The following is a 24,292-nucleotide window of genomic DNA, read 5'->3' on the forward strand; positions in this document are numbered from 1 at the left end:
GGCCAGGAATCAGGCCCAGAGTCATGGGTAAGCTTTCAGAAGAGGAGATAGGTAGTAAGGGACTGATCTCAGCGATCTGATCTACGCTGGAATCTGCAGTGAGGCGTGAGTGTGGCCTGGCAGAGATGTAGTGAGGGAGTGGCTCGCCTCTCTGGCTTCAGCGATAACGGGAGTATGATGAAGAGCAAGCTGATCACTCAGACTGTTCAGCCAGCATTTCCACTGCCACACCTCCGGCGTTCGCTGCAGGCCATGCTGATCAGCCTGGCGCTGTTACTCGTCGGGGCACTGGTTCTGACCTGGCAAATCATGAACGGTAGCACCGGAAGCCAGGCCAGCAGCGCCAGCGTGCTGGGACCGCCAACGCTGCCAGCGGAGACCGTCAACAGTATTCTGGCATCAACCCCTATGGCTGGCACCGGTCAGGTAGTTGAAGAAGCGGCCCGCCAGACAAATATCGACGATGCCTTTGCCCTGGCCGTCTGGTACGTCGAAACGAACCAGGGAGCGGCAGGGGTTGGCCTGGGCGACCATAATCCTGGTGGCGTCCGTGCCAGCGCCAGCTATCCAAGCGATGCCGGTGGCTATACTATCTATCCCTCCTATGCCGCAGCTATTCAGGACTGGTTTTCAATCGTGCAGCAGCGCTATATCGCTCGCGGACTGACGACCGTTTATCTGATCGCCGGCCCCTACGTTGGGACGTCTAGCTCGGGTTCCTGGGCAGCTAAGGTCATGAATTTGATGACCATCTATCGCAACGAGGCTCCGCCACCAACGCCAACGCCAACCCCAACGCCGGCGACGTTGAAGTATAAGATTGCCACAACCCTGCAGAACAAGAGCGGGCAGCAGGCCGATGTGGAGCGAGAGGATAGTCAGCCTCAGCCGACGGTCTCTTCCTCCACTACTTCCTCTGCTCCGGCAATAACGGCGACCTCTTCGGCGGACGAGCTGAGCAAGCCGAGCGGACAGAACGCTGTCGTGGTAGTCCTCGGCCTGAGCTCTGCACTGGCCCTGGCTCTCGCTGCTATCTGGTTGCGCCGCCGCCAGCGTCTCCTGACCGCCTTGCTGAGCAGCGCATCGGCAGGAGTGGGGTCACAGCCAGAGCCGGTCACCGATACTCTGGTACTCGCCACCGTGCCTGCCCAGACTGCTGCAGAAACATCTCTCACCAGCCTGGTTGGCTCGCTGCCAGGACGCGATACAGATGCTTTGCCGCTCTGGAATCTACCAGCTCAACCTGAAACCCACGAAGCTCTCCTGGCTGCCGCCAGCCGCAGCGGGCCTTGGCCTGGCTCCTTCTCCCACCTGCCAGAGCTGCAGCCAATACCGGCAGGCGCCGCCCCTTCGTCTCCTATTCAGCCAGCTCCAGTAGCTGTGCCTTTGCTCGCTGGACGGAGCACAGGCCCGGGCAGCGGCCTCTTGAGCCGTTACGGCTCTGGCCATCCCCTGCCTTCTAGCGCGCAGGCCGCTCGCTCAGAGACGAGAGGGTGAGGAGGCCAGGCCACCGCTGCTCGTTCTCCCCTGTTCCCAGGCAAGAGGAAGAGGCAATCGTTGACTGACTTTGACTAACAGCCTCTTTCCCTACTTGACGGGAAGCGCCAGATATGCTATCCTTCACTGTGCAGTGCCACCGCAGCATCCGAAGCAAGCTCGGGGCTGCGGATTCACTGTAAAGCTGGGTGACTAGCTCAATCGGTAGAGCAAGCGACTCTTAAGTGCGCCGTTGTGCTCGCAGCGTCCCTGTCGGGAGAGACCCGACGCCACTGGAGCAGACGTGGCTAAAGCACCATCTTACCTCGCGCCGAAAGGTAGCGGGGGACAACAGCATGATGGAAAAGTCGTTGTTGGGAGTCTCTAGCATCTCAGCGTCGCATTCACTCTCCTCCGAGCTGGAGGGAGGGAGCGCCGATCACATGATGCAACTCCTTCAACGGCAGCTAGGCCGTATATGGTCAAGCCCGCCAGGGGTTGAATCCCTCGATAGCCTGCCCTGGTGTTGTCAGCTGTGATTAGGAGGGCTGACAAATGCTCCCATCAGGCAGGCGGTTGTCCATGAAGGGAGACCTACGTACGGAGCGGGGCGTTGTGGGAACTACGGGATCACCTAAAAGTTACAGGGCTTTTCTCGTCCCCTGTGGCTCATGGTGACGGAGCGCCCATAGTACTCAAACGATCAGCGTAATGGCTGATACATGGGGAAGGGGCGCAGGAGAAGTGTCTTGAGGCGCTTCTCTGGAGAGCCGGATGCATTGAAAGGTGCACGTCCGGTTCGGGAGGGGATAACCAGCATGATCCAGGCCGGACCTGGTGTAGTCCCGGCTTGAGACTTCTGCCGTCAGGCAGAGCTGGCTGTCTGCTTCACTCGCTAGGTTCAGGGTTCGAGTCCCTGGTCACCCACTATTATTGCCTGTTATATTGGTCCGTGAGCCTGCCCGGTTTATCGGCTCATGGCCTGCTTGGCCAAAGATCGTCAGGAGGCATGCTCATGGATAGAGAAGGCCGGAAGTGGTTATGAAGACGCCCCACTTCCGGCTGTTTTTATCTGCTTCCCCGCTTCTGCTCAGGCCGCTTTGCTCTCCTGGATCGGTCAATCTCCCTCCTCGCCTCTGCAAACTTTCCCAGAGCCGCTCTTTCCAGTGGGCCTGCCCCTCCTCTGCTGACGGTGTGTTTACAGTAGAGCTGGTCGATCTCTACCGCGAGAAAGCGCTCCTTGAGCGCTCCTGCAGCTCTGCTGTCCCAATTCCCATCTTGACAGCCTTGCCGACACGCGTTAGTATATAAACAAAGATTTATACAAAATCGTCTGCGCACGCAAAGAAGGATCGACTTGGACAGATCGAATGACTGGCGTGAACTGAAAACCATGATGAAAGCGCTGGCGGATGTGGTGCGCCTGACCATCATTTACCACCTGGCGCGGAAGCCGGAAATGACGGTCACTGCGCTCACTGACGCTCTGGAGATCAGCCAGCCCCTGGTTTCCTGGCATCTGCGGAAGCTACAGCGCGCTGGGCTGACGCGCATGCGTCGCGCCGGACGCCAGGTCTACTGTTCACTGGATAAAGAGCGCTTTCAGTATTGCCTGCAGCGGCTGCAGCAACTGGTCGATCCCGGGTTCGTGCTGGCAACGCTGCCCGTCGGGAGCCTTGCCAGAGTGGAGGCGGCGGCTGAAGTCAACCTGGAGGAGTAACCGGTGTCTGTCATCTACTGGCTGGCACGTGGCACAAGTGCGCTCGCGGGGCGCACACCCCGACCCTTGCGCCATGCCATCGGGGCGACAGTTGGAACGGCAAGTTACCTGGCCTGGCGCTCGAAACGCCGGGTGACGCAACGCAATATGGCTCAGGTCCTGGGTCGCCCTCCCAGCGATCGCGCTGTGCGCCGGTTGGCGCGCGCCTCCTGGAGCAACTACGGGCGCTACGCCTCAGATTTCTTGAGCTTCGCCCACCTCGACATCGAAGCCATTGAGCGGCAGGGGCGCGACCTGACGCGAGGAGCCTCCTCCTGGCGCGAGTATCTTCAGCAAGCGCTCCAACCTGGTCGCGGTGTGATTCTCACCACCGCTCATTTTGGCAACTGGGACCTGGCCGGCGCCATTATCGCCCGCGAGGTACCCTTCTCGGCCATCGCCGAAACCTTCACCGATCCCCAGCTGAATGCCCTGGTGCAAAAGCAACGCCAGGATAAAGGGATCGTCATTATCCCAATGGAGCGCTCTGTCCGACCGATGTTGCGTGTTCTGCAGCAAAATCAGCTGTTGGCCATAGTGATCGACCGCCCCTTGATGGAGAACGAAGGCGTTCCCGTGAGATTCTTCGGGCGCACAACCTATGTGCCCGCTGGTGCGGCAAGGCTGGCAGTAAGGACTGGCGCCGCGATTATGTCTGGTTTCGTCTGGTACGGCAGACGGGGCCAGCACTATATGCGCGCCTTTCCCCCCGTCTTCCCTCAGACTGAGGGAGACCGCGAGGCCGAAGTCGTGCGCCTGACCCAATATATCTTTGATGCGCTAGAGGAGATGGTCCGTAGCTATCCCGATCAGTGGTATATGTTTCGCCCATTCTGGCCTGCTACTGATCCCTAGCGGCGGAGAAAACCGCCTGACTGCTCTCTGCATTGGTGCGAGAGCGGCCAGAGAGAGAAAGGCAGCTCGGACGACGCGACAGCAAAGGCGCAGATGCTTGCCTGGTCCCGCTTTGGTAGCGGGTCCGGAGATCACCCACGCCAGAGACGAGACGACGGAATGCAGAGAGAACATCACGCCAGCCCAGGTAACAGGCTGGTCAGATGCCAGCGTGGCTCTCAGGAGACAGGCGCTTCTCGGCAACTGCAGGCAGCCAGGAAGTTGGGCCAGGTCCTGCCAGGCCACGGGCCACGATCTTATGAAAGAAGCGCTCCTTGAGCCAGAAAACAACGACGATGTATCTGCTATTTCGCCTTGCCGCCGTCATTGTTCCGCGCTTGCCGCGTCGCTGGCTACCCGCGCTCAGCGTTCTACTGGGCTGGCTTGCCTGGATGATTGCCTTCAAAGCGCGTCGGCAGGCTACCGTCAACATGCTTCACGTGCTGGGGCCAGAGGTGCAAGCTACGCGTCCCGGACGCCGGCGTCTCCGGCGCACAGTGCGCCGAATGTTTATCAACAACGCACGCAATTATCTCGAAGGCTTTTGTTTACCCTATGTACCCGTCGAGGAGATTGTCAGCAATATCATTCCCGGAGGGGAGGAGCATCTGGCCGCCGCTCTGGCCCGTGGCAAGGGCGTGCTGATTGTCTCCGCCCACTTTGGCCCTTTCGACTACCTGAGCCAGTGGCTGGTTGCCAGAGGCTACGAGCTGGTGATTCCGGTCGAGCAGCTCAGAGATCGACGCATGCTCGAACTGATGCTAAGCCTGCGCTGCAGCCACGGCATCAAATATCTCCCCGTAGGGAATGGAACGGCCATGCGGGCGATTCTGCGCACGCTGCGCCAGAATCAACTGGTGCTCATTACCGCCGACCGGGCCGTGGTGGGCCAGAGTGTCGAGCTGCCCTTTTTTGGCGCCACGGCTCGCCTGCCGGGAGGGCCAGCCATGTTGGCGCAGCGCACAGGCGCAGCTCTCGTTGGCGCCTTCGGCTGGCGCCTGGAGGGTACACGCATGCAGGGCGAATTTACGCCGATTTCCCTGGCGCTTCCTGAAGAAGAGCGGCAGAATCCCGAGGCCCTCATGCGCTCAATCGTGCAGGTCATGGAGCGCTACATCCGGGCCCATCCCGAGCAGTGGCTTGTCTTCGCTCCTGTCTGGCTGGATCATGCTACTGCGGGCGCAGAGGATCAAGGGCGCCAGAGCCAGATCGGGGCCGGGGAGAGTGGGGAAGAAGAGGGCATGGTCGGCTGCCAATAAGTTCGTCCGCTGAGTGGGTGGCGGTAAGGAGCGAACACTTCTCCTCCTCCGCTCAAGTAGCACACCTTCTCAATCTCGAAGGAGTAGTATGGCTAGACGTATGAGCAATAGGATGACTGAGGAATTACGACCTGCCAGCCTGGCCAGGCGCTTGCTAGGCCGTCATCGGCAAATGACGGCTGTCGAGGCCTCTCTGGCCGGAAAGCTGGGTCGGGCCGATGTCCATATTCACAGTACCTACAGCGATGGTACAGCTACAATTGAGGAGATTCTGGCGTACACCGAGCGCTTTAGCGACCTGGACGTGATCGCCATCACCGATCACGATTCCATTGAAGGCTCGCTACGTGCGCGCGACCTGTGGACCAGGGGCCATTACCGCTTTGACTACATCGTCGGCGAGGAGGTCAGTACGCGTGAGGGGCACCTGCTGGCCCTCTTTATCGAACGGTGCATTCCACCCGGGCTGAGTATGGAGGAGAGTATCGCCCTGATCCATCAGCAAGGGGGCCTGGCCATTGTCGCTCATCCCCTGCATCGCCTCTTCCGCCATAGCTGCCAGCGTGAGGTGCTTGATCGCCTGGTCGGCTCAGATAGCGTGCAACTTGACGGTATCGAGACCTGGAATGCCAGCTTCTGCGGCATCTACGCCAATCAGGTAGCCATGCGCACTAATCGCCGGGTCTATCGCCTGCCCGAGGTCGGCAACAGCGACGCCCATACGCTCAATGCCATTGGACGCGGCTGCACCTGGTTTGAGGGGAAGACAGCCCTCGATCTGCGCGCATCGCTGCAGGCCGGGACTACGGCCCCTGGCGGAAAGCTCTGGCAGATGTACGATTATCTGCAGCTGGCTCAGTATCACTTTAACAGGCGAAATCAGCGGAACCGTCGCGTCTTTGCGGCGTGAAGGGCGCAGGGCCTTCCTTTTGGAAGAGGCAAGCTCTTGCGAAAGTCTGGTAAAATGTTGTATGGCGCCTTTGGCTGAGTAGGAGGGGACCGTGGCCGGGCTTGCGTAAGGTCCAGGGGATAGTCGCGTCTCTACAACATTGTAAGGCAGGGAGCGACTCGTGAAAATAGGTCTCGTGACTCCATACGACTGGAGCTATCCTGGTGGAGTGCGTGAACATGTCCGCCATTTGGCGCATGAATTTCGCAAAATGGGTCTGGAGGTGCGCATCCTTGCCCCGGTCTCGGGAGATGATGAGCGGCTGGCAGAGGAGCAGGTCTATAAGATGGCCGGGGCTTCTCCCGTTCCTTTTAATGGTTCAATTGCGCGTGTGGCGCTGAATCCCTATCTCGGACGGCGCGTGCGCTCTGTACTGCAGCACGAGCGCTTTGACATTATTCACCTCCATGAGCCGTTGATTCCCGGTTTGCCGCTGACTGTGCTGCGTTTCTCGCGTGCAATCAACATAGGGACATTTCACGCCTTTGCTGCCGCCAGGATCACCTCCACGCCCTATCTGGCCTATGCATCGCTACATCCTTTCCTGCGCCCTTACTTTCGCCGGCTGGCCGGGCGCATCGCCGTTTCACCGGCGGCCTACCAGTTTGTCTCACGCTACTTTCCGGCGGACTATCGCCTGATCCCGAACGGGGTCGATCTAGAGCGTTTCAACATCTGGAACCAGCCTTTGCCCTGGTTCATGGATGGGAAGCGGAACATCCTCTTTGTTGGGCGGTTTGAGAAGCGCAAGGGCGCCAAGTACCTGTTACGCGCTATCCCCACGATCCGCGAACGCTATCCCGACACACGGTTTATTCTCGTAGGTGAAGGCGGATTGAAGCGCGGTTTCGAACGCTTTGTTGAGAAGCAGGGCTGGCAGGACGTGGTTTTTGTAGGCCGCGTCTCGGCAGAGGAACTACCACGTTACTTCGCCAGCGCTCACGTCTTCTGCGCGCCCTCGATCGGCGGCGAGAGCCTGGGCGTAGTCTTGCTAGAGGCGATGGCCTCCGGGGTACCCGTGGTGGCCAGCAACATCGAGGGCTATGCCACAGTCATCACACATGGCCTCAATGGCCTCTTAGCGCCCCCTCGCGATAGCCTCGCGCTGAGCATGGCCATCTGCCGCCTGCTTGAAGATGAACCGTTGCGGCGCCGCCTGGTTGAAGCTGGGCTACAAACAAGCCAGCAGTATGCCTGGCCGCGGATCGCCCGCCGTGTGGTGGATTACTATCAGGAGCTGCTGGAGGAGCGCCAGCTGCTTCATACCCTGCGCGAGCGGGAACCGGTCTAGCCTGATCCTCTGCGGCGCCGGCGCTGTTCGCTGACTGGCGACGCTCCTCATCGCTGGATGACCCGCGCTGTGCAATGGTGGCACTGCGTCGCCCTCTCTCGTGCTCTTCGCTTCGCTCTGGCCTTTGTCACAAGGAAAGGTCAGAGGCAGGATCGCTGCTCGTTTCGTTTGGTAGTGTGTATCTACATCATGGAGAGCGGCCCTCCACGACAGGCTCGCCGCAAAAAAAGAGCTAGTCCGAAGAGGGCCAGGTATGGTACAATAAAGATATGTTAAGCAGACGCATCCAGCAGCAAGTTCGACTCCTGGTGGCTTTCATTATCAGACCGCTAGCCAACCTTGGCGTGACTCCAAATATGTTGACGCTCGTCGGGCTGTTGCTTAGCGGCTTAACAGCCCTGGTGATTGCGCAGGGGTACCTGGTGGCAGGCGGTTTGCTGGTGTTGTTTGCTGGCATTTTCGACATGTTCGATGGGGCCGTGGCTCGCGTTCGCCAGGCTGCTACGACCTTTGGCGCTTTCTTCGACTCGACTCTCGACCGCTATTCGGAAAGCATCATTCTCTTTGGGTTGCTCTGGTACGTGTTGCAGCGTCCAGATCTCCATGAGCAGCTCTGGCCCTTTGGCCATGAGCAGCTCTGGATGATTGTCCTGGTGTTTGTCGCTGTCGTCGGCTCACTGATGGTTAGCTATACTAAGGCGCGCGCCGAAGGTCTGGGGCTGGAATGTAAAACAGGATTGCTTGCCCGCCCCGAACGTGTCGTCATTCTGGCCATTGGCCTGATTGCGGGCATTGAGATTTGGGCACTGGTTCTGCTGGCGGTTTTCTCCCAGGTGACCGCCCTTGAGCGCATGTTCTACGTCTGGCGCATCACACGCCGGCAGGAGCGCGAGCGCCCCGCGCCTCAGCTGGCTCCTGCTCCCACAACGCTCGCCAGTGATCAGAAGAGCAGTGCCCGCCTCAACCGCGATCGCGAGCGCCGCGCGCGGTTCCTGGGCCGGGGCCGGGGCCGGGCCGCCGAGGCTCAAGAAGCATCCGCTCGCCCCGTTCCCAGCCATGTTCCGCCTCTCAGTGGCGGTATGCAGCAACAAGAGTGAAACCAAGCTTTGCGAACGGTGTAGAGGAGATCGGGATCGGACGTGTATGTAGCGTGAGGTGCCTGTCGCCAGAAGCGAAGGACAGGCAGGGCGGATAGATGGCGGCGCGCATCCGCCCATCTTTGCAACGCGGATCGGTGAAAGTACGGCGTGCATCCTATATGCTTACTCTTTGTTGTCTTGCCTTTTCCCGAGCACCCGTTGAGGTAGAGCAGACGATAGGCGAGCAATGACGGCGTCCATTCGCCCTGGCAGTTCTGTGCGTCAAGTACCTCTCCACACGATCGCCTGCGCTCCGGTCCCGAGTTAGTGAGACTGGAGATCTTTTTGTGACAAGAGAACATTCGCAGCCAGAGAAGAGCGACGTTGATGTGTCCGTCGCAAAGGAAGCATTTGCCTCCGAAGACGCAACAACTCCTGCTTCTCTAGAGCCAGCTGCGCCCCCCGGGGCGCAGCTGCCGGAGGGTACCGTGGAAGGGCAGAAACAACCACCTGCGCGGGAGAGTGCGGACGCGGCCCCTGGCTATGAGCTTCCGTCTCAGACGGGGGCTTCCTCCCAACACATCCAGGAAAGCGTCGCTGCCTACTCACCCGCTGAACCCCTTTCCGCCTTTTCCACTCCCTCTACACCACCAGCACAGGAGGCCTTTGCGACGCGGGGTGAGGAGCCTTCCCCGCTCATGGAGGGCTTTCTGCCGTTCAGCGAGGGGAATGTTCGCCCCTTCAGTGAGTTCATTGAGGAGTTCCGTCAGGCTGAAGAAGCTCGCCAGGCCGCTACCTTCGAAGCGGTGCACGAGGCTCTGGATGCCCTCAGTACCTTGAATACCCTGGGCAATCTGACTGCGTCTGCCGAAGATGAGGGCAGCTCCTCTGCTCCGCCGTCGGCCTCTGAACTGCTCTCGCCACTCCCTACGGTGGCCATCCCCGGGCGCCTCTCCTTCGTGGAGAGCGGCAGCAGCCTAACTGTCAGCTCGCTTGCGGCTGGTGAGAGGGAGGCCGAGTCGCTGGCACCGGCCCCATCCACCGAGACCGCCCCAGGGGCGGAAGGCGGCGCCGCGCAGGAACAGCCTGAACCGGCCTCTCCTGCCGCCGAAGAGCGCTCGGCAAAGGCTGAGGAGGGCCCGCAGTCAGCGGCCCAAACAGCACAGACTTCTCAGACCCCCCCGGCACCTGAGAAGCCAGCGGAGCGCCCGCCCTCACCGCTGCTGCGCCCGGCTACGCGCATTCGTTTACCCCGCTATGGGCGCCTGCGCGAGCCGTTTGTCGAGGAGCGCCTCCCCTCCGAGAGCGAGAAAAGCACTGAGGAAGAGAGCCAACCTGCCCCTGCCACCAGCACGCAGGCTGGTGGCGAGCCTGCCCCTGCCTCTCCTAGCCCGGGGGCGGGCGAGAGTGGCAGCACCGAGACCACGACACCAGCCAGCGAGGAGGGACAGGTTACCCGCCCCGCACGCCGCTATCGCTTCGATCGCCCAGCAACAGCGGTCAATAGCGCTATGTTCCTGGTGAATTCATCTCAGCAGTCGACGCCACCTGAACAGCAGCGCGAGACGGGGGAGAAGCTCGCTGCTTCTGGCACCTCTGCCGTCCAGGAGGAGCGTCGGCCCGAGATTGAGCAGCCCCAGATGGTTGCCGCTCCCAGCCAGCCCCCCGAAGAGGCTTATCCTCTCTCGTCTCGTGAGATGCTGAACGAACAGACGGTCGAGGAACAGCGGGAAAAACAGCAGAGCAAGAATAATAGGCAAAAAGAGAAAGAAAAGGAACAGGAGCAGCCGGCTGCCCCTGTGGCATTGCCAGCGCAGCCGACGGCCAACGGCGCCAGGCCGGCGGCTCAGGAGACCCAGGTTCCTGCCCCTGAAGATCTGCCTCCCCTGGAGTACTCTGAGATTCAGGCGGCCACCTCACGCCGGCGTCGCCGCCGTCGTTCCAAGTCGACGGCTGCCGCCTCCGCTCCCGCGCCCGCCAGCGAGCCGACGCCACCCCCGATCGCTCCGCCGCCTACGCCGGTCTCTCCGGTCACTGTGCCGCCCGTGACCCAGCCGGCGTCGGTATCGATCTCGCAGCCGACAGCTCCTGCCGGACTCTACCATATTATCTCCGGCACTACTATGAACCAGATGAATCTGGGCAACGAGTTCGGAGGTCCTTTCATGGCGCCAGAACCTTCGCCCGCACGCGGCAGCGTGGCTGTGCGCGAAGCTGGTGTGCGCCCCTCACGCTCCGATGTGCAGCGGAACAATGTAGTCTATCCGAATAATCGCGGGAATGACCCGATGGCTCAGTTCGCCAATACGGTCGTGCAAGCTATCCAGTCGCAAACTGACCGCATTGTGGCCGAACTGCGCCGCACTCATCAGTCGCCGACCAATGTGTCGGTCTCGATCCCCCCTCCGCCTTCGACGGAGCGGGTGGGAGTCTTCGTCGATGTGGCCAACCTGCTCTACTCTGCGCGTACGCTGCGGCTGACTATTGACTTTGGCAAGCTGCTCGATTTCCTGCGCGGCAACCGCCGCCTGGTGCGGGCCCATGCCTACTGCCCGACCAGCCCGCAGCCCGGCGATGAGCAAATGTTCCTGCAGGCCGTCAAGGGCCTGGGATACCGCATTACGACGAAGAACTATAAGACGTTCTCCAGCGGTGCAAAGAAGGCTGATCTCGATCTGGATCTGTGTATGGACGTGGTGCGGCTTGTGGAAAGCCGGGCTGTTGACTGTATTGTGCTGGTCAGCGGCGATAGCGATTTTATGCCGATGCTTGATTACTGCTCGGATCACGGCGTGCGCGTCGAGGTGGCTGCCTTCGACGAGGCAATGTCGGCCACCCTGCGCCAAAGCTGCGACCTGTTCATCAATCTCTCGGTGCTGGAGGAGATCCGCGCCTGAACATCCCTTTGCGAGAAGCACTGGGTGAGCGGTCACCGCTGTGGCCGCCAGCTTCCTCTGGAAGAACGTTGCAACTACGGCTAACTCGCACAGCATAGCACACCAGCAAGGCGGCGAGGAGCAAGGGAAGGAACGACTTACAACTGTCCGTCCTCTCTCCTCGCCGCTTTTCTTCTCTCCTCCGCTCTGCCTGGGCAAGCAGGTCGGCCACTAAACATGCGCGCCGCGTAACCTCGACCTGGCTGCCGCGGCCCGGCGCCTGGACCTTGCTGTGTGTGAGATGTCTTAAGCCAGCGGCGTATAATTGTCATGGAACCGCTACGAGGTCTGTTCCTCGCCCGGGTGCTATCCCACCGGAACAGTCAGACGGTGCTGTCCTGGTTTCTTGAGGCTCTGCTTGTCTGTGGGTCGGCAGCTTGCTTTTGGGGATGCCAAAGACAGAAGCAGAGCGTCTTATTTGTTTATAGAGCACCACTACAATAACAGGAAGAGAGCCTTTCTACTGACACACCAGGTTCTCCGGGGAGAGAAGAAAGGAACGCGCGTATGCGAAACGGTGGCATATCAGCCCGCATCGTGGCACTGCTCGCCTTATTTAGTATTCTGCTGGCTGCCTGTGGGGGAAGCAACACAGGCAGCACTGGTGGCGGAGGCGCCACCACCCCTACGGCTCAGACGCCCATCTCGGTGGCCCTCGTCACCGATATTGGTGGTTTGAACGATCGTGGCTTCAATCACCTGGCCTACGTCGGCTACACCAAGGCCATGAACGAGTTCCATTTTACGCGCCAGGTGATCGAATCCAAAAACCAGGCCGATTATGTCAAGAACCTGACGCTGGCGGCTCGCAGCGCTGACCTGGTCTTCGCGGTCGGCTTCCTGATGCAGAACGCAGTCGACCAGGTGGCCCATCAGTTCCCCACTAAGAAGTTCGCTATCATCGATGGCTGTGCCGTTCCTGCGGGTAAGCAGGATTGCGAAGCGCTGCCGAATGTGGCCCCGCTCTTCTTTAAGGAACAAGAGGCTGGCTGTCTTGTTGGGGCCATCGCTGCCCAGATGGAAGTTGACGGCAAGGCCAAGATCCCCCAGCTGCGCGGCCATAATACGATTGGGGCCGTCGGCGGACTCCCCATTCCTCCTGTCACTCGCTACATCGCTGGCTACAAGTTCTGTGCTCAAAAGGTCGATCCGAGCATTACGGTGGTGATTAATTATTCCCAGGATTTCGCTGCCACCGACAAGTGTAAGGACGCTGCTCTCAGCCAGATCAATCAGCACAATGCCGATATCATTTTCCAGGTGGCCGGTGGCTGTGGCGTGGGTGCTCTCGATGCTGCCGATCAGGAAGGGGTCTTTGGCATCGGCGTTGATGCCGATCAGAACTATCTCCACCCGAAGAGCGTCATTACCAGTGCCCTTAAGAAGGTGGATGTGGCCGTCTACGATACGATCAGTGATTACGCTCATGGCAAGTTCACGAACAATCCCCCGCGCTTTGACCTGGCCCATGATGGAGTCGGTTACGGTACGCTGAGCAGCGTGGTGCCTGCTGATGCGAAGAACAAGGCCGATCAGTTCGCCGATCAGATCAGGGCCGGCACGCTGGTGGTTCCTGAGACGATTCCTTCCTGACCTGCGTAGTGAGTGGCCCGGGCACGACCAGATCGAGCCGCCCTCGAACGGCTCGATCTGGTCCTTTCTTCTCTCGCCGTTGGCCACTCCCGCTCCGCACCTCGCCCCTGGCCTGCGATGGACTCCATCCAACCGGCTCCACTCGGGAACCCCGCTCCATTGTTGGCCTTGCTCCGTTGTGGGCAATCGTGGCTGCACTCCGACTGCGAAGGGCTTACTGGCGCACAGCCTGGTTTTGGTCTTCCTCAGACGCTGCTTGTCTCTGCCCTGTGGCAATGCTATCATTACAAGTCAGTTTTTTATGTGTCGTAACCGAGCACAGAGCCTGGCAGAAGGCTAGCCGCTTCTTCCTCCTGCCTGGTGACTGCTGATCTGGGAGGATTCGCTCTATGGCCTTGCAGACTGCTCAACCGCGCTCACCTACTCCCCCGCCGTTGGAGACCAGGTCAACCACCTGGCTGCTCTGGCTGCGCAGGGTTGGCTCCGGGCTAGGGCGTCCGCTGCTAGCCCTGCTCCTGGCGCTGGTCGCCGGCGTGATTGTCATCATGATTACCGCTTCCGGCTCGCTCGTCGACCGTTTCAACGCCGCCTTGCTGGCCTACGGCTACCTCTTCGTGGGAGCCTTTGGCAACGCCGCCAATCTCTCATTTTCGCTGGTCAATGTCACTCCCCTCATTTTTACGGGCCTCTCGGTGGCCATTGCCTATCGGGCCCGCCTCTTTAATATCGGGGCCGAGGGCCAGTTTGCTGCCGGAACCATTCTGGCGGCGATCGTCGGCCTCAAGTGCTCGACATGGCCTGGCTGGCTGCTGGTGCCGCTGATGATTGTGGCTGGGGCTTTGGCTGGGGCGGTCTGGGGAGGGATCGTCGGTCTGCTCAAAGCCTGGCGCGGCGCTCATGAAGTGGTGACGACGATCATGCTCAACTGGATTATTTTCTATGTCAGTGACTGGCTTGTTTCGGGTCCACTGCAGGCCCCCGGCCAGGCTGATCAGACGCCCTCTATGCCCCCGCAGACGAATCTCCCGAAACTCTCGGTGCTCTACAATCAGACGCTTGGCCATTTCCTTCCCACCATTAGTCAGCCTGAGCAGTACATTGTGGACATTAGTTTCCTCTTGGCGCTCGTGGCTCTGGTAGCCTACTGGTTCCTGATGACACGCACGACCTTCGGGTATGAGACGCGTGTGGTGGGCGAAAATCCTCGTGCCGCTCAGTATGCCGGGATCTCGGTGAAGCGCAATGTGGTGCTGGTGATGGCGCTGGCTGGTCTCTTTGCCGGCCTGGGGGGGACATTGCAGCTGATGGGACAGTATCCTTACGAAGTTATCGGCCAGGTATTCCGTAATGATACAACTGGCTTCGATGCCATTGGTGTGGCCTTGCTGGGACGTATGACAGCCATCGGCATCTTTCTGGGGGCCTTGCTCTTCGGAGGTATGCGCCAGGGTGGCTCTCTGATGCAGTTGAAGGCCAATGTCCCTGGCGACCTGGTCTATATTATCGAAGCGCTGGTCCTCTTTAGTATCGCTGTCCAGTTCCTCCCGGTAATCCAGCAGGCCATCGTTAGGCGCTTCTCGGCGGCACGTCGACCGACGGTGATGGCCGCGCTCGCCGGTGGCGTGATCGACCTGGACCAGGAGCCAACCAACGGGGCGGAGGCTCCAACAATGAATGATCAGCTGCTGTCCGGGACCGGAAAGGCCGCCCTGGCTGATGGGCAGGGACAGGCTCAGACTCCGGCTCAGGAGCGTCAACATCAGCAGAACGGGGAGGCGTGAAGCGTGTTCTGGCCTATCTTTTTGCGGGTGATTACTTCTGGCGATCTCTGGCAGGCTTCTCTGCAGTTTGCCGCTCTCCTGTTGCTGCCAGCTCTGGGTGGTGTAATCTCAGAGCGCAGCGGCGTGGTGAACATTGCGATGGAGGGCATGATGTTGATCGGCTGCTACGTCGGGGTGGTGGTCACCCTGGCCAGCCATAGTGTCCTCGTTGGGCTGCTGGCCGCCATCATTGCTGGCGGCTTGCTGGCTCTGGTGCACGGTGTAGTCTCGATTCATCTCAAGGCCGACCAGATTATCAGTGGTATTGCTATCAATGTCGCCGCTCTGGGACTGACCAACTACCTCAATATTGTGCAGACCGGTGGTCAGGGTATCCCCAGTCTCGCCTCTAATTTGCGCCTTCCCGTGCTGAACTGGGGGCCGCTGGCGCAGCTCCCCTTCCTCGGCCAGGTGCTCTTTCAGCAGAATGTCGTCTTCTACGTGACGATCATCATCCTGGTCGGTCTGCAGTTCCTGCTATTCAGAACGAATCTGGGCCTGCGTATCCGGGCTGTGGGAGAGCATCCGCAGGCCGCGGACACTGCCGGCGTCTCCGTGCGTCTGATCCGCTATGCCTGTGTTGTCGCCAGCGGCCTGCTCTCGGGCCTGGCAGGGGCTTTCCTGGCCTTGGGCGTGGCCGGCACTTTTAATTCCAATATGACTGCCGGGCGTGGCTTCATCGCGCTGGCGGCGGTGGTCTTTGGGAAATACACGCCGCTGGGGGCCGCCGGGGCCTGTCTGATTTTTGGCCTGGGCCTGGCCTTAAGCGTACGCCTGCAGGATACGGGCATTGATTCCAATTTGCTGGCGACGTTGCCCTACATTCTCACCATTATTGCTCTGATCGGACTGGTCGGGCGCACTGTGGCCCCGGCTGCCGATGGCGTGCCCTACGAGCCGGGCAGCGCCGAATAGCGCATCGCAAGCGCCCGAGGAGGTCAAGGAAGCATGCACGAACAGGAGAAGGCGCCTCTCGCTCAGGCGGCAAGTCCAGACCTGGCTGCCTCGCCCTATGCAGTGGAGATGCGCGATATCTGCAAAGCCTGGCCCGGCGTGGTGGCGAACGATCACGTGAACTTGCGCGTCCGGCGAGGCGAGATTCATGCTCTAGTCGGAGAAAATGGGGCTGGCAAGACGACCCTCATGAACATTCTCTACGGGCTGGTGCGCCCCGATAGCGGAGAGATCTACATCAACGGTGAGCGTGTTCATATTAGCGGCCCCCGCGATGCTATTCGCCTCCATATCGGCATGGTGCATCAGCACTTCATGCTCATTCCCCCGCTGACGGTGGCTGAGAACATTGTGCTGGGCCAGGAGCCGGGTGGTCCTTTGGCCGTCTATGATCGACGGCGTGCCCGTGAGCTGGTGCTCCAGCTCAGTGCTCGTTATGGCCTGCCTATTGATCCCGATACCCGCATCGAAAAGCTCTCTGTTGGCCTGCAACAACGCGTGGAGATTCTCAAAGCCCTCTACCGGGCCGCTGACATCCTCATTCTGGATGAGCCAACCGGTGTGCTGACGCCCCAGGAGACCTATGAGCTGTTCGATGTGCTACGCGCTCTTTCTCGCCAGGGAAAGACTGTCATATTCATCACTCATAAGCTGCGTGAGGTGCTCGACCTCACTGATCGGGTGACGGTTCTGCGTCGCGGGCGCAACGTCGGCGAGCTGGTGACTCGCGAGACGAATCAGGCGGAGATTGCGCGTCTGATGGTAGGACGCGAGGTCCTTCTGCGCGTTGAGAAACGTCCAGCGCGGCCTGGGCCAGTGGTGCTGCGCGTGGAGAATCTGCATGCCAGCTCCGATCGGGGGCTGGAAGCGCTGCAGGGGGTCAGCTTTGAGGTGCATGCTGGCGAGATTCTGGGTATCGCTGGCGTGGAAGGCAACGGCCAAAGCGAGCTGGTCGAGGTTCTGAGCGGGATGCGCCGTGCCACGGCGGGCCGCGTTACCGTCACCCATGCGAGCGGTCAGCAGACTGGCAAAACCTACGACATTACCAGCATGAATGCGCGCGAGGTGCGTCTCGTTGGGGTGGCGCACATCCCCGAGGACCGACGCGGCAGTGGTTTGGTACTCAGCGATACTATTGAAAGCAACACTATCCTGGGACGCGAGCGCTGGCCGCGCTTTGCCTGGGCGCGCTTCATCCTGCGTCTAGGCGAGGTTGCTCAGTGGGCGCGACGCCTGGTGCGTGAATTTGATGTTCGCACACCGAGCACCAGGCTGCCAGTGCGTGCTCTCTCCGGCGGTAACCAGCAGAAAGTAATTGTGGCGCGTGAATTCGCCGCTGATCCGCAGCTGCTGATCGCGGCCCAGCCAACGCGTGGCGTCGATATTGGCGCCATCGAGTTTATTCATCGGCGTCTGGTTGAGCAGCGTGACGCTGGCAAAGCCATCTTGCTTGTCTCCGCCGAGCTGGACGAGATCCGCTCGCTGTCCGATCGTATCGCTGTAATGTACGAGGGGCGGATTGTCGATATCGTCACGCCGGAGGCCAGCGAGGAGGAGCTGGGACTGCTCATGACAGGCGGGCGCCCGTCGGGAGCCTCACGAGAAGAAGAGGCGCAGACGACGGGTGACTCGGGGGCATGAGCGGAAATAGGCCGCGGCTCAACTGGGAGTCCCGCGGCTCTTGATCTCGTCTCCTGGCTGTGATCTCGATCCCGTCTAACCTGAGCGGGCAGGCTGCTCTGCTCTGCCGCGCCGGTTCGAGGGTCTGGCTACCTCCTCCTCGTGGTCTATCTCGGATGAGAGGCGGCGGACAGGACCTAGTAGCGCAGGCCCAGCACGCGCAGGAGACGAGCAACGTCGCTGGCGAGGCAGACATCGCGGCTGGCCAGCGCGGCCTGGCCGGTCTCCTGTAGCAGCTGCACCGCCTCGGGCGTCTTCAGATCGTCATCTAAGAGGGACTCGAAGTGAGCGCGCAGCTCGCTGCTGCTCTCCGTGGTCTCCGCCGGGCAGCCAGCGGCCAGGGCTGCTACCTCCTCGAAAAGGGCGGCTTGCTGGCTGGCCAGCTGCAGGTCGGCGGGGAAGCATTCCCAGGGCTGGCGATAATGGTGATTCAGCAGCAGGAGGCGGATCGCATTAGCGCTATACTGCTTCAGCAGGTCGCTGACCAGGGTCAGGTTGCCCAGCGACTTGCTCATCTTCTCTCCCTGCTGGTAGACCATGCCGGTATGTAGCCAGTAGCGGACAAAAGGCGCCTTGCCCGTGTAGTGCTCAGATTGGGCGATCTCGCAAGTATGGTGAGGGAAAGCCAGATCGGCCCCGCCGCCGTGGATATCGAGCTGCTCCCCCAGGTAGTGGAGTGCCATCGCACTGCATTCAATATGCCACCCCGGGCGTCCCGGTCCCCAGGGGCTGGGCCAGGCAGGCTCACCGGGAGCCTGAGCCTGCCAGAGAACAAAATCCAGTGGATCGCGTTTGCGCCGGTCATCAGGATAATTGCCGCGCTCGTTGGCCACCGCCAGCATGGCGTCATAGTCGTTGAGGCCAATAGCGCGCCCCAGGACACCGAAGTCGGGATCACGACGCACATCGTAGTAGACGCAGCCGTCGCTCACGTAGGCATAGCCGCGCTCGATCAGTTGCTGCACTATCTCGATAATGTGTGGAATCTCATCGGTTGCGCGCACGTAGAAAGTCGGGCGGCGGACATTGAGCGCATCCATATCGCGCAGAAACCTCTCGGTCTCGCGCCTGCCCAGCTCGTCCCAGGGCACACCCAGTTCGCGCGCCTTGCGCAAAATATCGTCATCGATGTCCGTGACATTCTGCACGTAGCGCACAGAGTAACCACGGAATTCCAGATAGCGAATGAGCGTATCGAAAGAAGCGTAGGTGAAGGCATGACCCAGGTGGGTAGTATCGTAGGGCGTCACCCCACACACGTAGATACGCACATTGTTCCCTTCGAGGGGTACAAACGTCTCCACTCGCTGGGTGAGCGTATTAAACAGCTTCATGGCGTTCTCCAAGACCGAACAGGCGCGTGGCGTTCGCTGTAGTGATCTGAGCGATTTCGTCCAGCGTCAGGCCCCGGATCTCGGCTAGCTTCTGGGCCACATGCTTCACGAAGAGCGGCTCGTTACGTCTGGCGCGCAGGGGCAACGGGACAAGATAGGGGCTATCGGTCTCGACCAGCACGCGATCGAGGGGAACCATGCTGGCGACCGCGGGCAGGGCGTTGCCCGGGCGGGTCAAAGGGCCAGCGAAGGAGAGCATGAAGCCCTCGAAGGAAAGGCATTCCTCAGCCTGGGCTACATCGCCCGAGAAGCAGTGGAAGACCCCACGCAGCCCCCGGCCATGAGCACGCAGCAGCTCGATCACATCTTCGTGAGCATCGCGCACATGGATGATGCAGGGGAGGTTGCAGCTGCGAGCAAGCTCCAGATGGGCACAGAAAACCGCCCTCTGCACATCACGTGGTGAAAGCATACGAAAGTAATCAAGCCCAAATTCGCCAATGGCCACCACCTCGGGCGCGCGTGCCAGACTGCGCAGTTGAGCCTCTACCTCCTCATTGTAAGAGGTGGCCTCGTGAGGATGCACGCCAACGGCGGCGAAGATCTGACCAGGATAGCTCTGGGCCAGAGCTATCGCCGCACGACTCGACTCCAGATCGCAGCCGGGATCAACGATGTAGCCGATCCCCCCTGCGAATGCGGCGCGCAGCACCGCATCGCGATCTTTCTTAAAACGGGGAGCATCGACATGGGCGTGGCTATCAACAAGCAACCGCTGCATCCTTTCCTCTGTGAACAGGAAGACACGCAAAAAAAAGAAGGGTCAACGCTGGCTTATTCTTTGTCTGTTCAAGAGCTTTCTTTAGTATAGTCTATCGCTGAAATGGATGTCAACAACGCGGCGGTGATGGTAGGCGGGCCGGGCGCAAGCGCCCCAGCTCAGGCTGAGTTTTGAGCGGGCTGGGCCGCCTTCAGGCCAGGCCAGGTCAGAACCCTATAAAAAAATACCCAGGGAGGCCCAGACAAAATCAGGTGATTACCTGATGCCTGGCACTTTGCCATACGCTACGATAAACAGGAACATCTTGAGCCATGCTGTCAGAGCATGGCATCTGGCACTCGCGATCAAGAGGATGTTTCTGGAGGAGAGAGAATCGCATGCAGAATCTCGCGCCACAGGTTGTATCAATTGCAGATGCGTGCCTGGGAGGCTTGCACGGTCGTTCCGCCCTGCTGATTGGACCGGAAGAGCTACGGCGGCCATTTGTGCAATTGCTGAAGCAAGCTGGTATGCAATCTATCTATGAGGAAGAGAGTGCAAATCAACTGGACAGGCTGCTACCGCAAGTACAGTTGCTTATCAGCATTCCGGCTGCAGCACCTGCCGCGCCGCTCATTTCCGCGGCGGCTATTGCCCAGGGGTGCGGCAATCGCCAGGTTCCCTTAATCATTCTGGATCTGGCGCGTAGCCCTTCCGTTGAAGAAATGGTCGGCCTATTGCCCTTTGTCTGCCTCTATACCCCCGCCGACCTCCAGCGTATTCTCCACAACAGCTGTGCTAAAGCGAGCTGATTCTATGGTACCATAAGAATGGCCACAGAGAGCCTTCTCTTGAGGTCCTAGCTGGCCGCTCTTCTGTTGAGAAAGCTATCTATCTGCCTGCTCTCAGGCGCAGGGAGCGAATGAGGACGTTATGGAAGTGATCAAGATCTCTCCCCGCGGCTACTGCTATGGCGTCGTTGACGCTTTGCAAATTGCTCGTCGGGCTGCCAAAGATCCAATGCTGCCCCGTCCAATCCATATCATTGGCCAGATCGTTCACAACCGTCATGCTATTGAAGAGCTGACCGCCCTGGGCATCATTACCCTCGATGGGCCGAACCGTGCGGCGATCCTTGAGCAGGTCAAAGAAGGAACAGTAATCTTTACCGCGCATGGCGTCTCGCCCCTGGTCAAGGAGCGAGCGCGTGAGCGTGGCCTCTGCTGTATTGATGCCACCTGTCCTGATGTGACCAAGACCCATGACCTAGTGCGCGAGCTGGTGGCGGAGGGCTACTATATTCTCTACATTGGCAAGAAAGGGCATCCTGAGCCCGAGGGAGTCATGGGAGAGGTCCCGGGCCATATTAGCCTCATCGAGAGCGAAGCCGACGTCGATGCCCTGCAGCTCACGCCAGAGCAGGAAAAGAAACTGGCTATCTCGACACAGACCACTCTCTCGCAATGGGACACACAACGTATCATTGAGTACATCAAGGCTCGTTATCCCCAGGTCAAGGTCTACATTGACATCTGCGCCGCCACGCAGCTCAGGCAAGAGGCAGTGGTGCGGCAGGCGAAAGGGGCCGATCTTACGATCGTGGTGGGTGATCCCCGAAGCAACAACACCAACCGTCTTGTGCAGGTCTCAGAAGAGCTAGCCGGCGTTCCTGCCGTCCGCATCGAGGATCTCTCCGAGCTGAAACTGGAATGGCTCAAGGGCAAGAAGCGCGTCGCAGTGACAGCGGGAGCCTCGACCCCCAGCCAGATCACGCGCGAAGTGATTCGTTTTCTTGAACAATACGAGCCAGAGCCCTAGCGCAGCAGGGCTGCCCTGGTCTGGTTGGGCTGGGCATGGCTCTCATGAGGATGAGGACGAACGAGCGGAACGGGCTGCCGGCCCCTGTCCTCGCTCGCAAGAAGCGCCTCCTTTCACCGCGGCCCTCGCGCCGACGCTGAGCCGTTGGTCGAGGGGCAACCGCCAGAGCGCAAAGGCGCTCTGTCTTGTCCTCCCCGCGCAAGGCCAGGTCCGGGCCTCAACGACGAGGCTCAGGCCCGGACCAATCGCCGCAGGGCAGTCCCGAAAGCGACATCTCTTGCTCTTTGCTCCCTCTTCTTCGACATGCTTCACTGAGGTCCAAGTAGCGTATGGCGAATCAGCATCAGGTGAGTCAGAGGGCCGAGACCACCGGGTACTGGCGTCAGAAATGAGGCCACGCGGGCTACACTCTCGCTATCGACGTCGCCAACCACCTTCCCATCAACCGTGGTAATGCCAGCGTCCAGCACCACCGCCCCAGGCTTCACCATCTCGGCAGTGATCAGTCCTGGCTTGCCCGTGCTTACTACCAAAATATCCGCGCTGCGGGTAATCTCCGCCAAATCGCGGGTCTGTGAGTGGCAGATTGTCACCGTGGCATCCTCACGCATCAGCGTCAGCGCGATCGGCTTGCCCCCGATATTGCTCCGACCCACAATGACCGCATGCTGACCAGCTACGCGGATGCCAGCCTCGCGCAGCACTGTTAGCACCACATCTGCGGTCGAGGGGATAAAGCTAGGAAAACCGAGCAGGAGATTGCCGGCATTGCGTGGCCCAAGGCCATCAACATCCTTTTCGGGGCGCAGGATCTCGGTCACCACGCGCTGGCGAATATGGTCCGGCAAGGGCAAGAGTAGCACGATCCCGTCAGTCGTTGGGGCCTCGCTCAGTGTGGCGACCTCTGAGCGGATCTCTTCCTCCTCTACCTCGAATGGGTAGGCCAGCGTCACGCAGCTCAGACCAATGCGACGGCAGGAGCGGACAAGCTGGCGGCTGTAGACCTCAGCGGCGGGATCACGACCAATGATAATTTGCGCCAGGCGCGCCGAGCGGCGGTGCTGCTTGCGAAACTCGGCTGCCTCCTGCTGTAACTCAGCCATCATGCGCGCCGCCAGGGGGCGGCTGTCGAAGATCGTAGCAGACATCAAGAAGCCTCCTTCCTCCACAGGCGAAATCTCCTGGCGTCCATCATACCATAGCCGAGAATGCGGCGCTGCGTCGTTCTACCCTGCGGTCCGGCGCCCAGGGTAGAACGACGATCAGCTCGCATCGTCGGAAAGGAGAAAGGGAGCAAGGAGGACGCTTTCAGGCCGGCGTTGCCCGCGGCTCAGCACGCTGCACCAGGAGCAGCAAGAAAATGCCGAGCGGCGCCAGCTCCAGGAAGGCCACGCCTGCCGTAATGCCCAGGCGACCGGCGATGAGTCCTACAATACTGGGTAAGACCACGGAGAAAGGTGTGCCCAGGCTCAACAAGGCTCGACCCGTGCCCGAGCGGCCCGGCAAGCGCTCGTAGACCTGGGCCCGGGCCAGCGGAAACCAGGAGATCGAACTTGCTCCCACCACGCAGAGCAGCAGACCGGCCAGCCAGAGCGAGCGGGTCAGCAGCAAGGCCGTCATCCCGATCAGAGCCACCAGCGCCGAGCCGGCCAGGAGCTGGCGCACCGTCAACCCCACGGCCAGCAGCAGCTCGCAGAGCAGCAGGCCGGCGAAGCCAGAAGCGCTCTCAAACGTGATCAAACTCTCTACCGCGTCATCTGATAAGTGAAGCATATCCTGTAAATAAAGAGAAACAAATGATCTATAGACTTCATCAAGCATCACTGGCAAGGTGGCGATCACGACCCAGCCGAGCAGGAGAGGATTGCGCAGCGCTGCCACAAAACCTTCCAGCAAGAGGCCCAGACGCGAGCGTCGCCCCTCGCTGCGCTCCACCTGGGGGAAGCGCAGGGCGCAGGAAAACAAGGCCACCACCAGCCAGATCACCGCGGCCAGCCAGCAGAGACTGGCCCAACCCAGAGCCAGCAGCGCAATAATGGTCACCGTCAGCGGTGTAAGGAAATCGCCCAAATTGCCGATGAAGGCCAGACGCAGCATCGTACGCGTACTGCGGTGGGGATTCTCATCGATCAGCGAAGACTGCGCCGCTCCCAGGGCAATATCGTTGGAGGGATAAAGCAAGGCGAATGCTAACAGAATAACGGCGAACGAGCGGGCCAGGCCGGCTAGCACGAACGAGCCGGAGAGCACCAGCAGGCCGCCAATAACCCAGATTTTCTTCGTCTTCCCCAGGTCACTCAGCACGTTGCTCAAAGGCTCTAACACCATTGACATTGCCGCCCCCAGCGTAAAAAGCAGGCCGATCTGCGTATAGGTCATCGGTACCTGGTGGCGCAGTAGGGGTAAGCCAATAGTGGGAATGCCCGAGAGCATTTCCTCTAACAGGGTGATGCTAAAAAGTGTCAAGCGCAGAGGTGAGAGAGAGGGGCGGCCCGAGAAGGCCCGTGTGAAGAGCATGAGACCTCCTTCCTGCATGTCTGGCTTCCGGGCAAGCGGGTGCCGTGCGATCTGGCTTTGCTAGTAGGGCGCGACAAGCGCAGATATACAGCACCGCTGTCGGCCTTCGTCGTTACTCCTGTGAGGCATTCATCGTGGCTAGAATTTTCTTGCTACTATTCAGTATACTTCAA

17 protein-coding genes and 1 pseudogene are annotated in these 24,292 nt (G+C 60.2%); 14 read left to right on the plus strand and 4 right to left on the minus strand.

Annotated features, from left to right (window positions below; translation table 11 throughout):
* Window positions 1-111: 111 nt before the first annotated feature.
* The 12 genes and pseudogenes from A4R35_RS14335 (at window position 112) to A4R35_RS14390 (ending at window position 17,651) form a co-directional block, all read left to right on the plus strand.
* Window positions 112-1,497: a glucosaminidase domain-containing protein gene (locus A4R35_RS14335; protein ID WP_189361810.1), complete on the plus strand. Its 1,386-nt coding sequence runs from the start codon at window positions 112-114 to the stop codon at window positions 1,495-1,497.
* A 1,336-nt stretch (window positions 1,498-2,833) separates the two neighbouring features.
* Window positions 2,834-3,196, plus strand: coding sequence for an ArsR/SmtB family transcription factor (locus tag A4R35_RS14340; protein ID WP_112430490.1), 363 nt, complete (start codon window positions 2,834-2,836; stop codon window positions 3,194-3,196).
* Window positions 3,197-3,199: 3 nt separating this feature from the next.
* Window positions 3,200-4,090 carry a lysophospholipid acyltransferase family protein gene (locus A4R35_RS14345; RefSeq protein ID WP_112430492.1) on the plus strand — a complete coding sequence of 297 codons (891 nt, stop codon included), beginning with the start codon at window positions 3,200-3,202 and terminating at the stop codon, window positions 4,088-4,090.
* Window positions 4,091-4,404: 314 nt separating this feature from the next.
* A complete protein-coding gene (locus A4R35_RS14350) occupies window positions 4,405-5,388 on the plus strand; it encodes a lysophospholipid acyltransferase family protein (protein ID WP_146747226.1) in 984 nt (327 codons plus the stop codon).
* 88 nt (window positions 5,389-5,476) lie between these two features.
* Entirely contained in the window at window positions 5,477-6,298 is an 822-nt protein-coding gene (locus A4R35_RS14355; protein WP_112430496.1) for a PHP domain-containing protein, read from the plus strand.
* A gap of 160 nt (window positions 6,299-6,458) precedes the next feature.
* A complete protein-coding gene (locus A4R35_RS14360) occupies window positions 6,459-7,628 on the plus strand; it encodes a glycosyltransferase family 4 protein (protein WP_112430498.1) in 1,170 nt (389 codons plus the stop codon).
* A 269-nt stretch (window positions 7,629-7,897) separates the two neighbouring features.
* Window positions 7,898-8,396 (plus strand): annotated as a pseudogene (locus tag A4R35_RS25320) (CDP-alcohol phosphatidyltransferase family protein); the annotation flags it as partial.
* 1,009 nt (window positions 8,397-9,405) lie between these two features.
* Window positions 9,406-11,604 carry a LabA-like NYN domain-containing protein gene (locus A4R35_RS14370; protein WP_112430502.1) on the plus strand — a complete coding sequence of 733 codons (2,199 nt, stop codon included), beginning with the start codon at window positions 9,406-9,408 and terminating at the stop codon, window positions 11,602-11,604.
* Window positions 11,605-12,150: 546 nt separating this feature from the next.
* Entirely contained in the window at window positions 12,151-13,236 is a 1,086-nt protein-coding gene (locus A4R35_RS14375) for a BMP family lipoprotein (RefSeq protein WP_112430504.1), read from the plus strand.
* Between the two features lie 389 nt (window positions 13,237-13,625).
* Window positions 13,626-15,017 (plus strand): ABC transporter permease, encoded by a 1,392-nt coding sequence (locus tag A4R35_RS14380; protein WP_112430506.1) that lies wholly within the window; start codon window positions 13,626-13,628, stop codon window positions 15,015-15,017.
* Window positions 15,018-15,020: 3 nt separating this feature from the next.
* A complete protein-coding gene (locus A4R35_RS14385; protein WP_223258342.1) occupies window positions 15,021-15,971 on the plus strand; it encodes an ABC transporter permease in 951 nt (316 codons plus the stop codon).
* Window positions 15,972-16,079: 108 nt separating this feature from the next.
* Window positions 16,080-17,651 carry an ABC transporter ATP-binding protein gene (locus A4R35_RS14390; protein WP_399358732.1) on the plus strand — a complete coding sequence of 524 codons (1,572 nt, stop codon included), beginning with the start codon at window positions 16,080-16,082 and terminating at the stop codon, window positions 17,649-17,651.
* A 176-nt stretch (window positions 17,652-17,827) separates the two neighbouring features.
* On the opposite strand, the gene cysS is transcribed toward A4R35_RS14390, so the two are convergent.
* Window positions 17,828-19,024 (minus strand): cysteine--tRNA ligase, encoded by a 1,197-nt coding sequence (gene cysS / locus A4R35_RS14395; RefSeq protein ID WP_112430510.1) that lies wholly within the window; start codon window positions 19,022-19,024, stop codon window positions 17,828-17,830.
* The gene (locus tag A4R35_RS14400) at window positions 19,011-19,805 is read right to left on the minus strand and encodes a TatD family hydrolase (protein ID WP_223258343.1); all 795 of its coding nucleotides are present in this window, start codon (window positions 19,803-19,805) and stop codon (window positions 19,011-19,013) included. Before A4R35_RS14400 ends, cysS begins: the two co-directional genes overlap by 14 nt.
* Before the next feature lie 377 nt (window positions 19,806-20,182).
* Between A4R35_RS14400 and A4R35_RS14405 the strand changes: the two genes are divergently transcribed.
* Window positions 20,183-20,596 (plus strand): hypothetical protein, encoded by a 414-nt coding sequence (locus tag A4R35_RS14405; RefSeq protein ID WP_112430512.1) that lies wholly within the window; start codon window positions 20,183-20,185, stop codon window positions 20,594-20,596.
* A 121-nt stretch (window positions 20,597-20,717) separates the two neighbouring features.
* Entirely contained in the window at window positions 20,718-21,602 is an 885-nt protein-coding gene (locus tag A4R35_RS14410) for a 4-hydroxy-3-methylbut-2-enyl diphosphate reductase (protein WP_112430514.1), read from the plus strand.
* Window positions 21,603-21,910: 308 nt separating this feature from the next.
* Here the strand turns inward: A4R35_RS14410 and A4R35_RS14415 are convergent, their stop codons facing one another.
* Both A4R35_RS14415 and A4R35_RS14420 read right to left on the minus strand, forming a co-directional pair.
* Entirely contained in the window at window positions 21,911-22,750 is an 840-nt protein-coding gene (locus A4R35_RS14415) for a bifunctional 5,10-methylenetetrahydrofolate dehydrogenase/5,10-methenyltetrahydrofolate cyclohydrolase (protein WP_112430516.1), read from the minus strand.
* Between the two features lie 160 nt (window positions 22,751-22,910).
* A complete protein-coding gene (locus A4R35_RS14420; protein ID WP_189361812.1) occupies window positions 22,911-24,119 on the minus strand; it encodes an MFS transporter in 1,209 nt (402 codons plus the stop codon).
* Window positions 24,120-24,292 lie beyond the last annotated feature (173 nt).

The organism is Thermogemmatispora tikiterensis, assembly GCF_003268475.1.
Taxonomy (GTDB): Bacteria; Chloroflexota; Ktedonobacteria; order Ktedonobacterales; family Ktedonobacteraceae; genus Thermogemmatispora; species Thermogemmatispora tikiterensis.

Bases quoted from the DNA above. Each gene is read 5' to 3' on its own strand.
- A4R35_RS14370 (WP_112430502.1), top strand. From the start codon at position 9,406: ATGGAGGGCTTTCTGCCGTTCAGCGAGGGGAATGTTCGCCCCTTCAGT.
- A4R35_RS14355 (WP_112430496.1), top strand. From the start codon at position 5,477: ATGGCTAGACGTATGAGCAATAGGATGACTGAGGAATTACGACCTGCC.
- A4R35_RS14380 (WP_112430506.1), top strand. From the start codon at position 13,626: ATGGCCTTGCAGACTGCTCAACCGCGCTCACCTACTCCCCCGCCGTTG.
- A4R35_RS14410 (WP_112430514.1), top strand. From the start codon at position 20,718: ATGGAAGTGATCAAGATCTCTCCCCGCGGCTACTGCTATGGCGTCGTT.
- A4R35_RS14375 (WP_112430504.1), top strand. From the start codon at position 12,151: ATGCGAAACGGTGGCATATCAGCCCGCATCGTGGCACTGCTCGCCTTA.
- A4R35_RS14420 (WP_189361812.1), bottom strand. From the start codon at position 24,119: ATGCTCTTCACACGGGCCTTCTCGGGCCGCCCCTCTCTCTCACCTCTG.
- A4R35_RS14415 (WP_112430516.1), bottom strand. From the start codon at position 22,750: ATGTCTGCTACGATCTTCGACAGCCGCCCCCTGGCGGCGCGCATGATG.
- A4R35_RS14405 (WP_112430512.1), top strand. From the start codon at position 20,183: ATGCAGAATCTCGCGCCACAGGTTGTATCAATTGCAGATGCGTGCCTG.
- A4R35_RS14400 (WP_223258343.1), bottom strand. From the start codon at position 19,805: ATGCAGCGGTTGCTTGTTGATAGCCACGCCCATGTCGATGCTCCCCGT.
- cysS (WP_112430510.1), bottom strand. From the start codon at position 19,024: ATGAAGCTGTTTAATACGCTCACCCAGCGAGTGGAGACGTTTGTACCC.
- A4R35_RS14390 (WP_399358732.1), top strand. From the start codon at position 16,080: ATGCGCGATATCTGCAAAGCCTGGCCCGGCGTGGTGGCGAACGATCAC.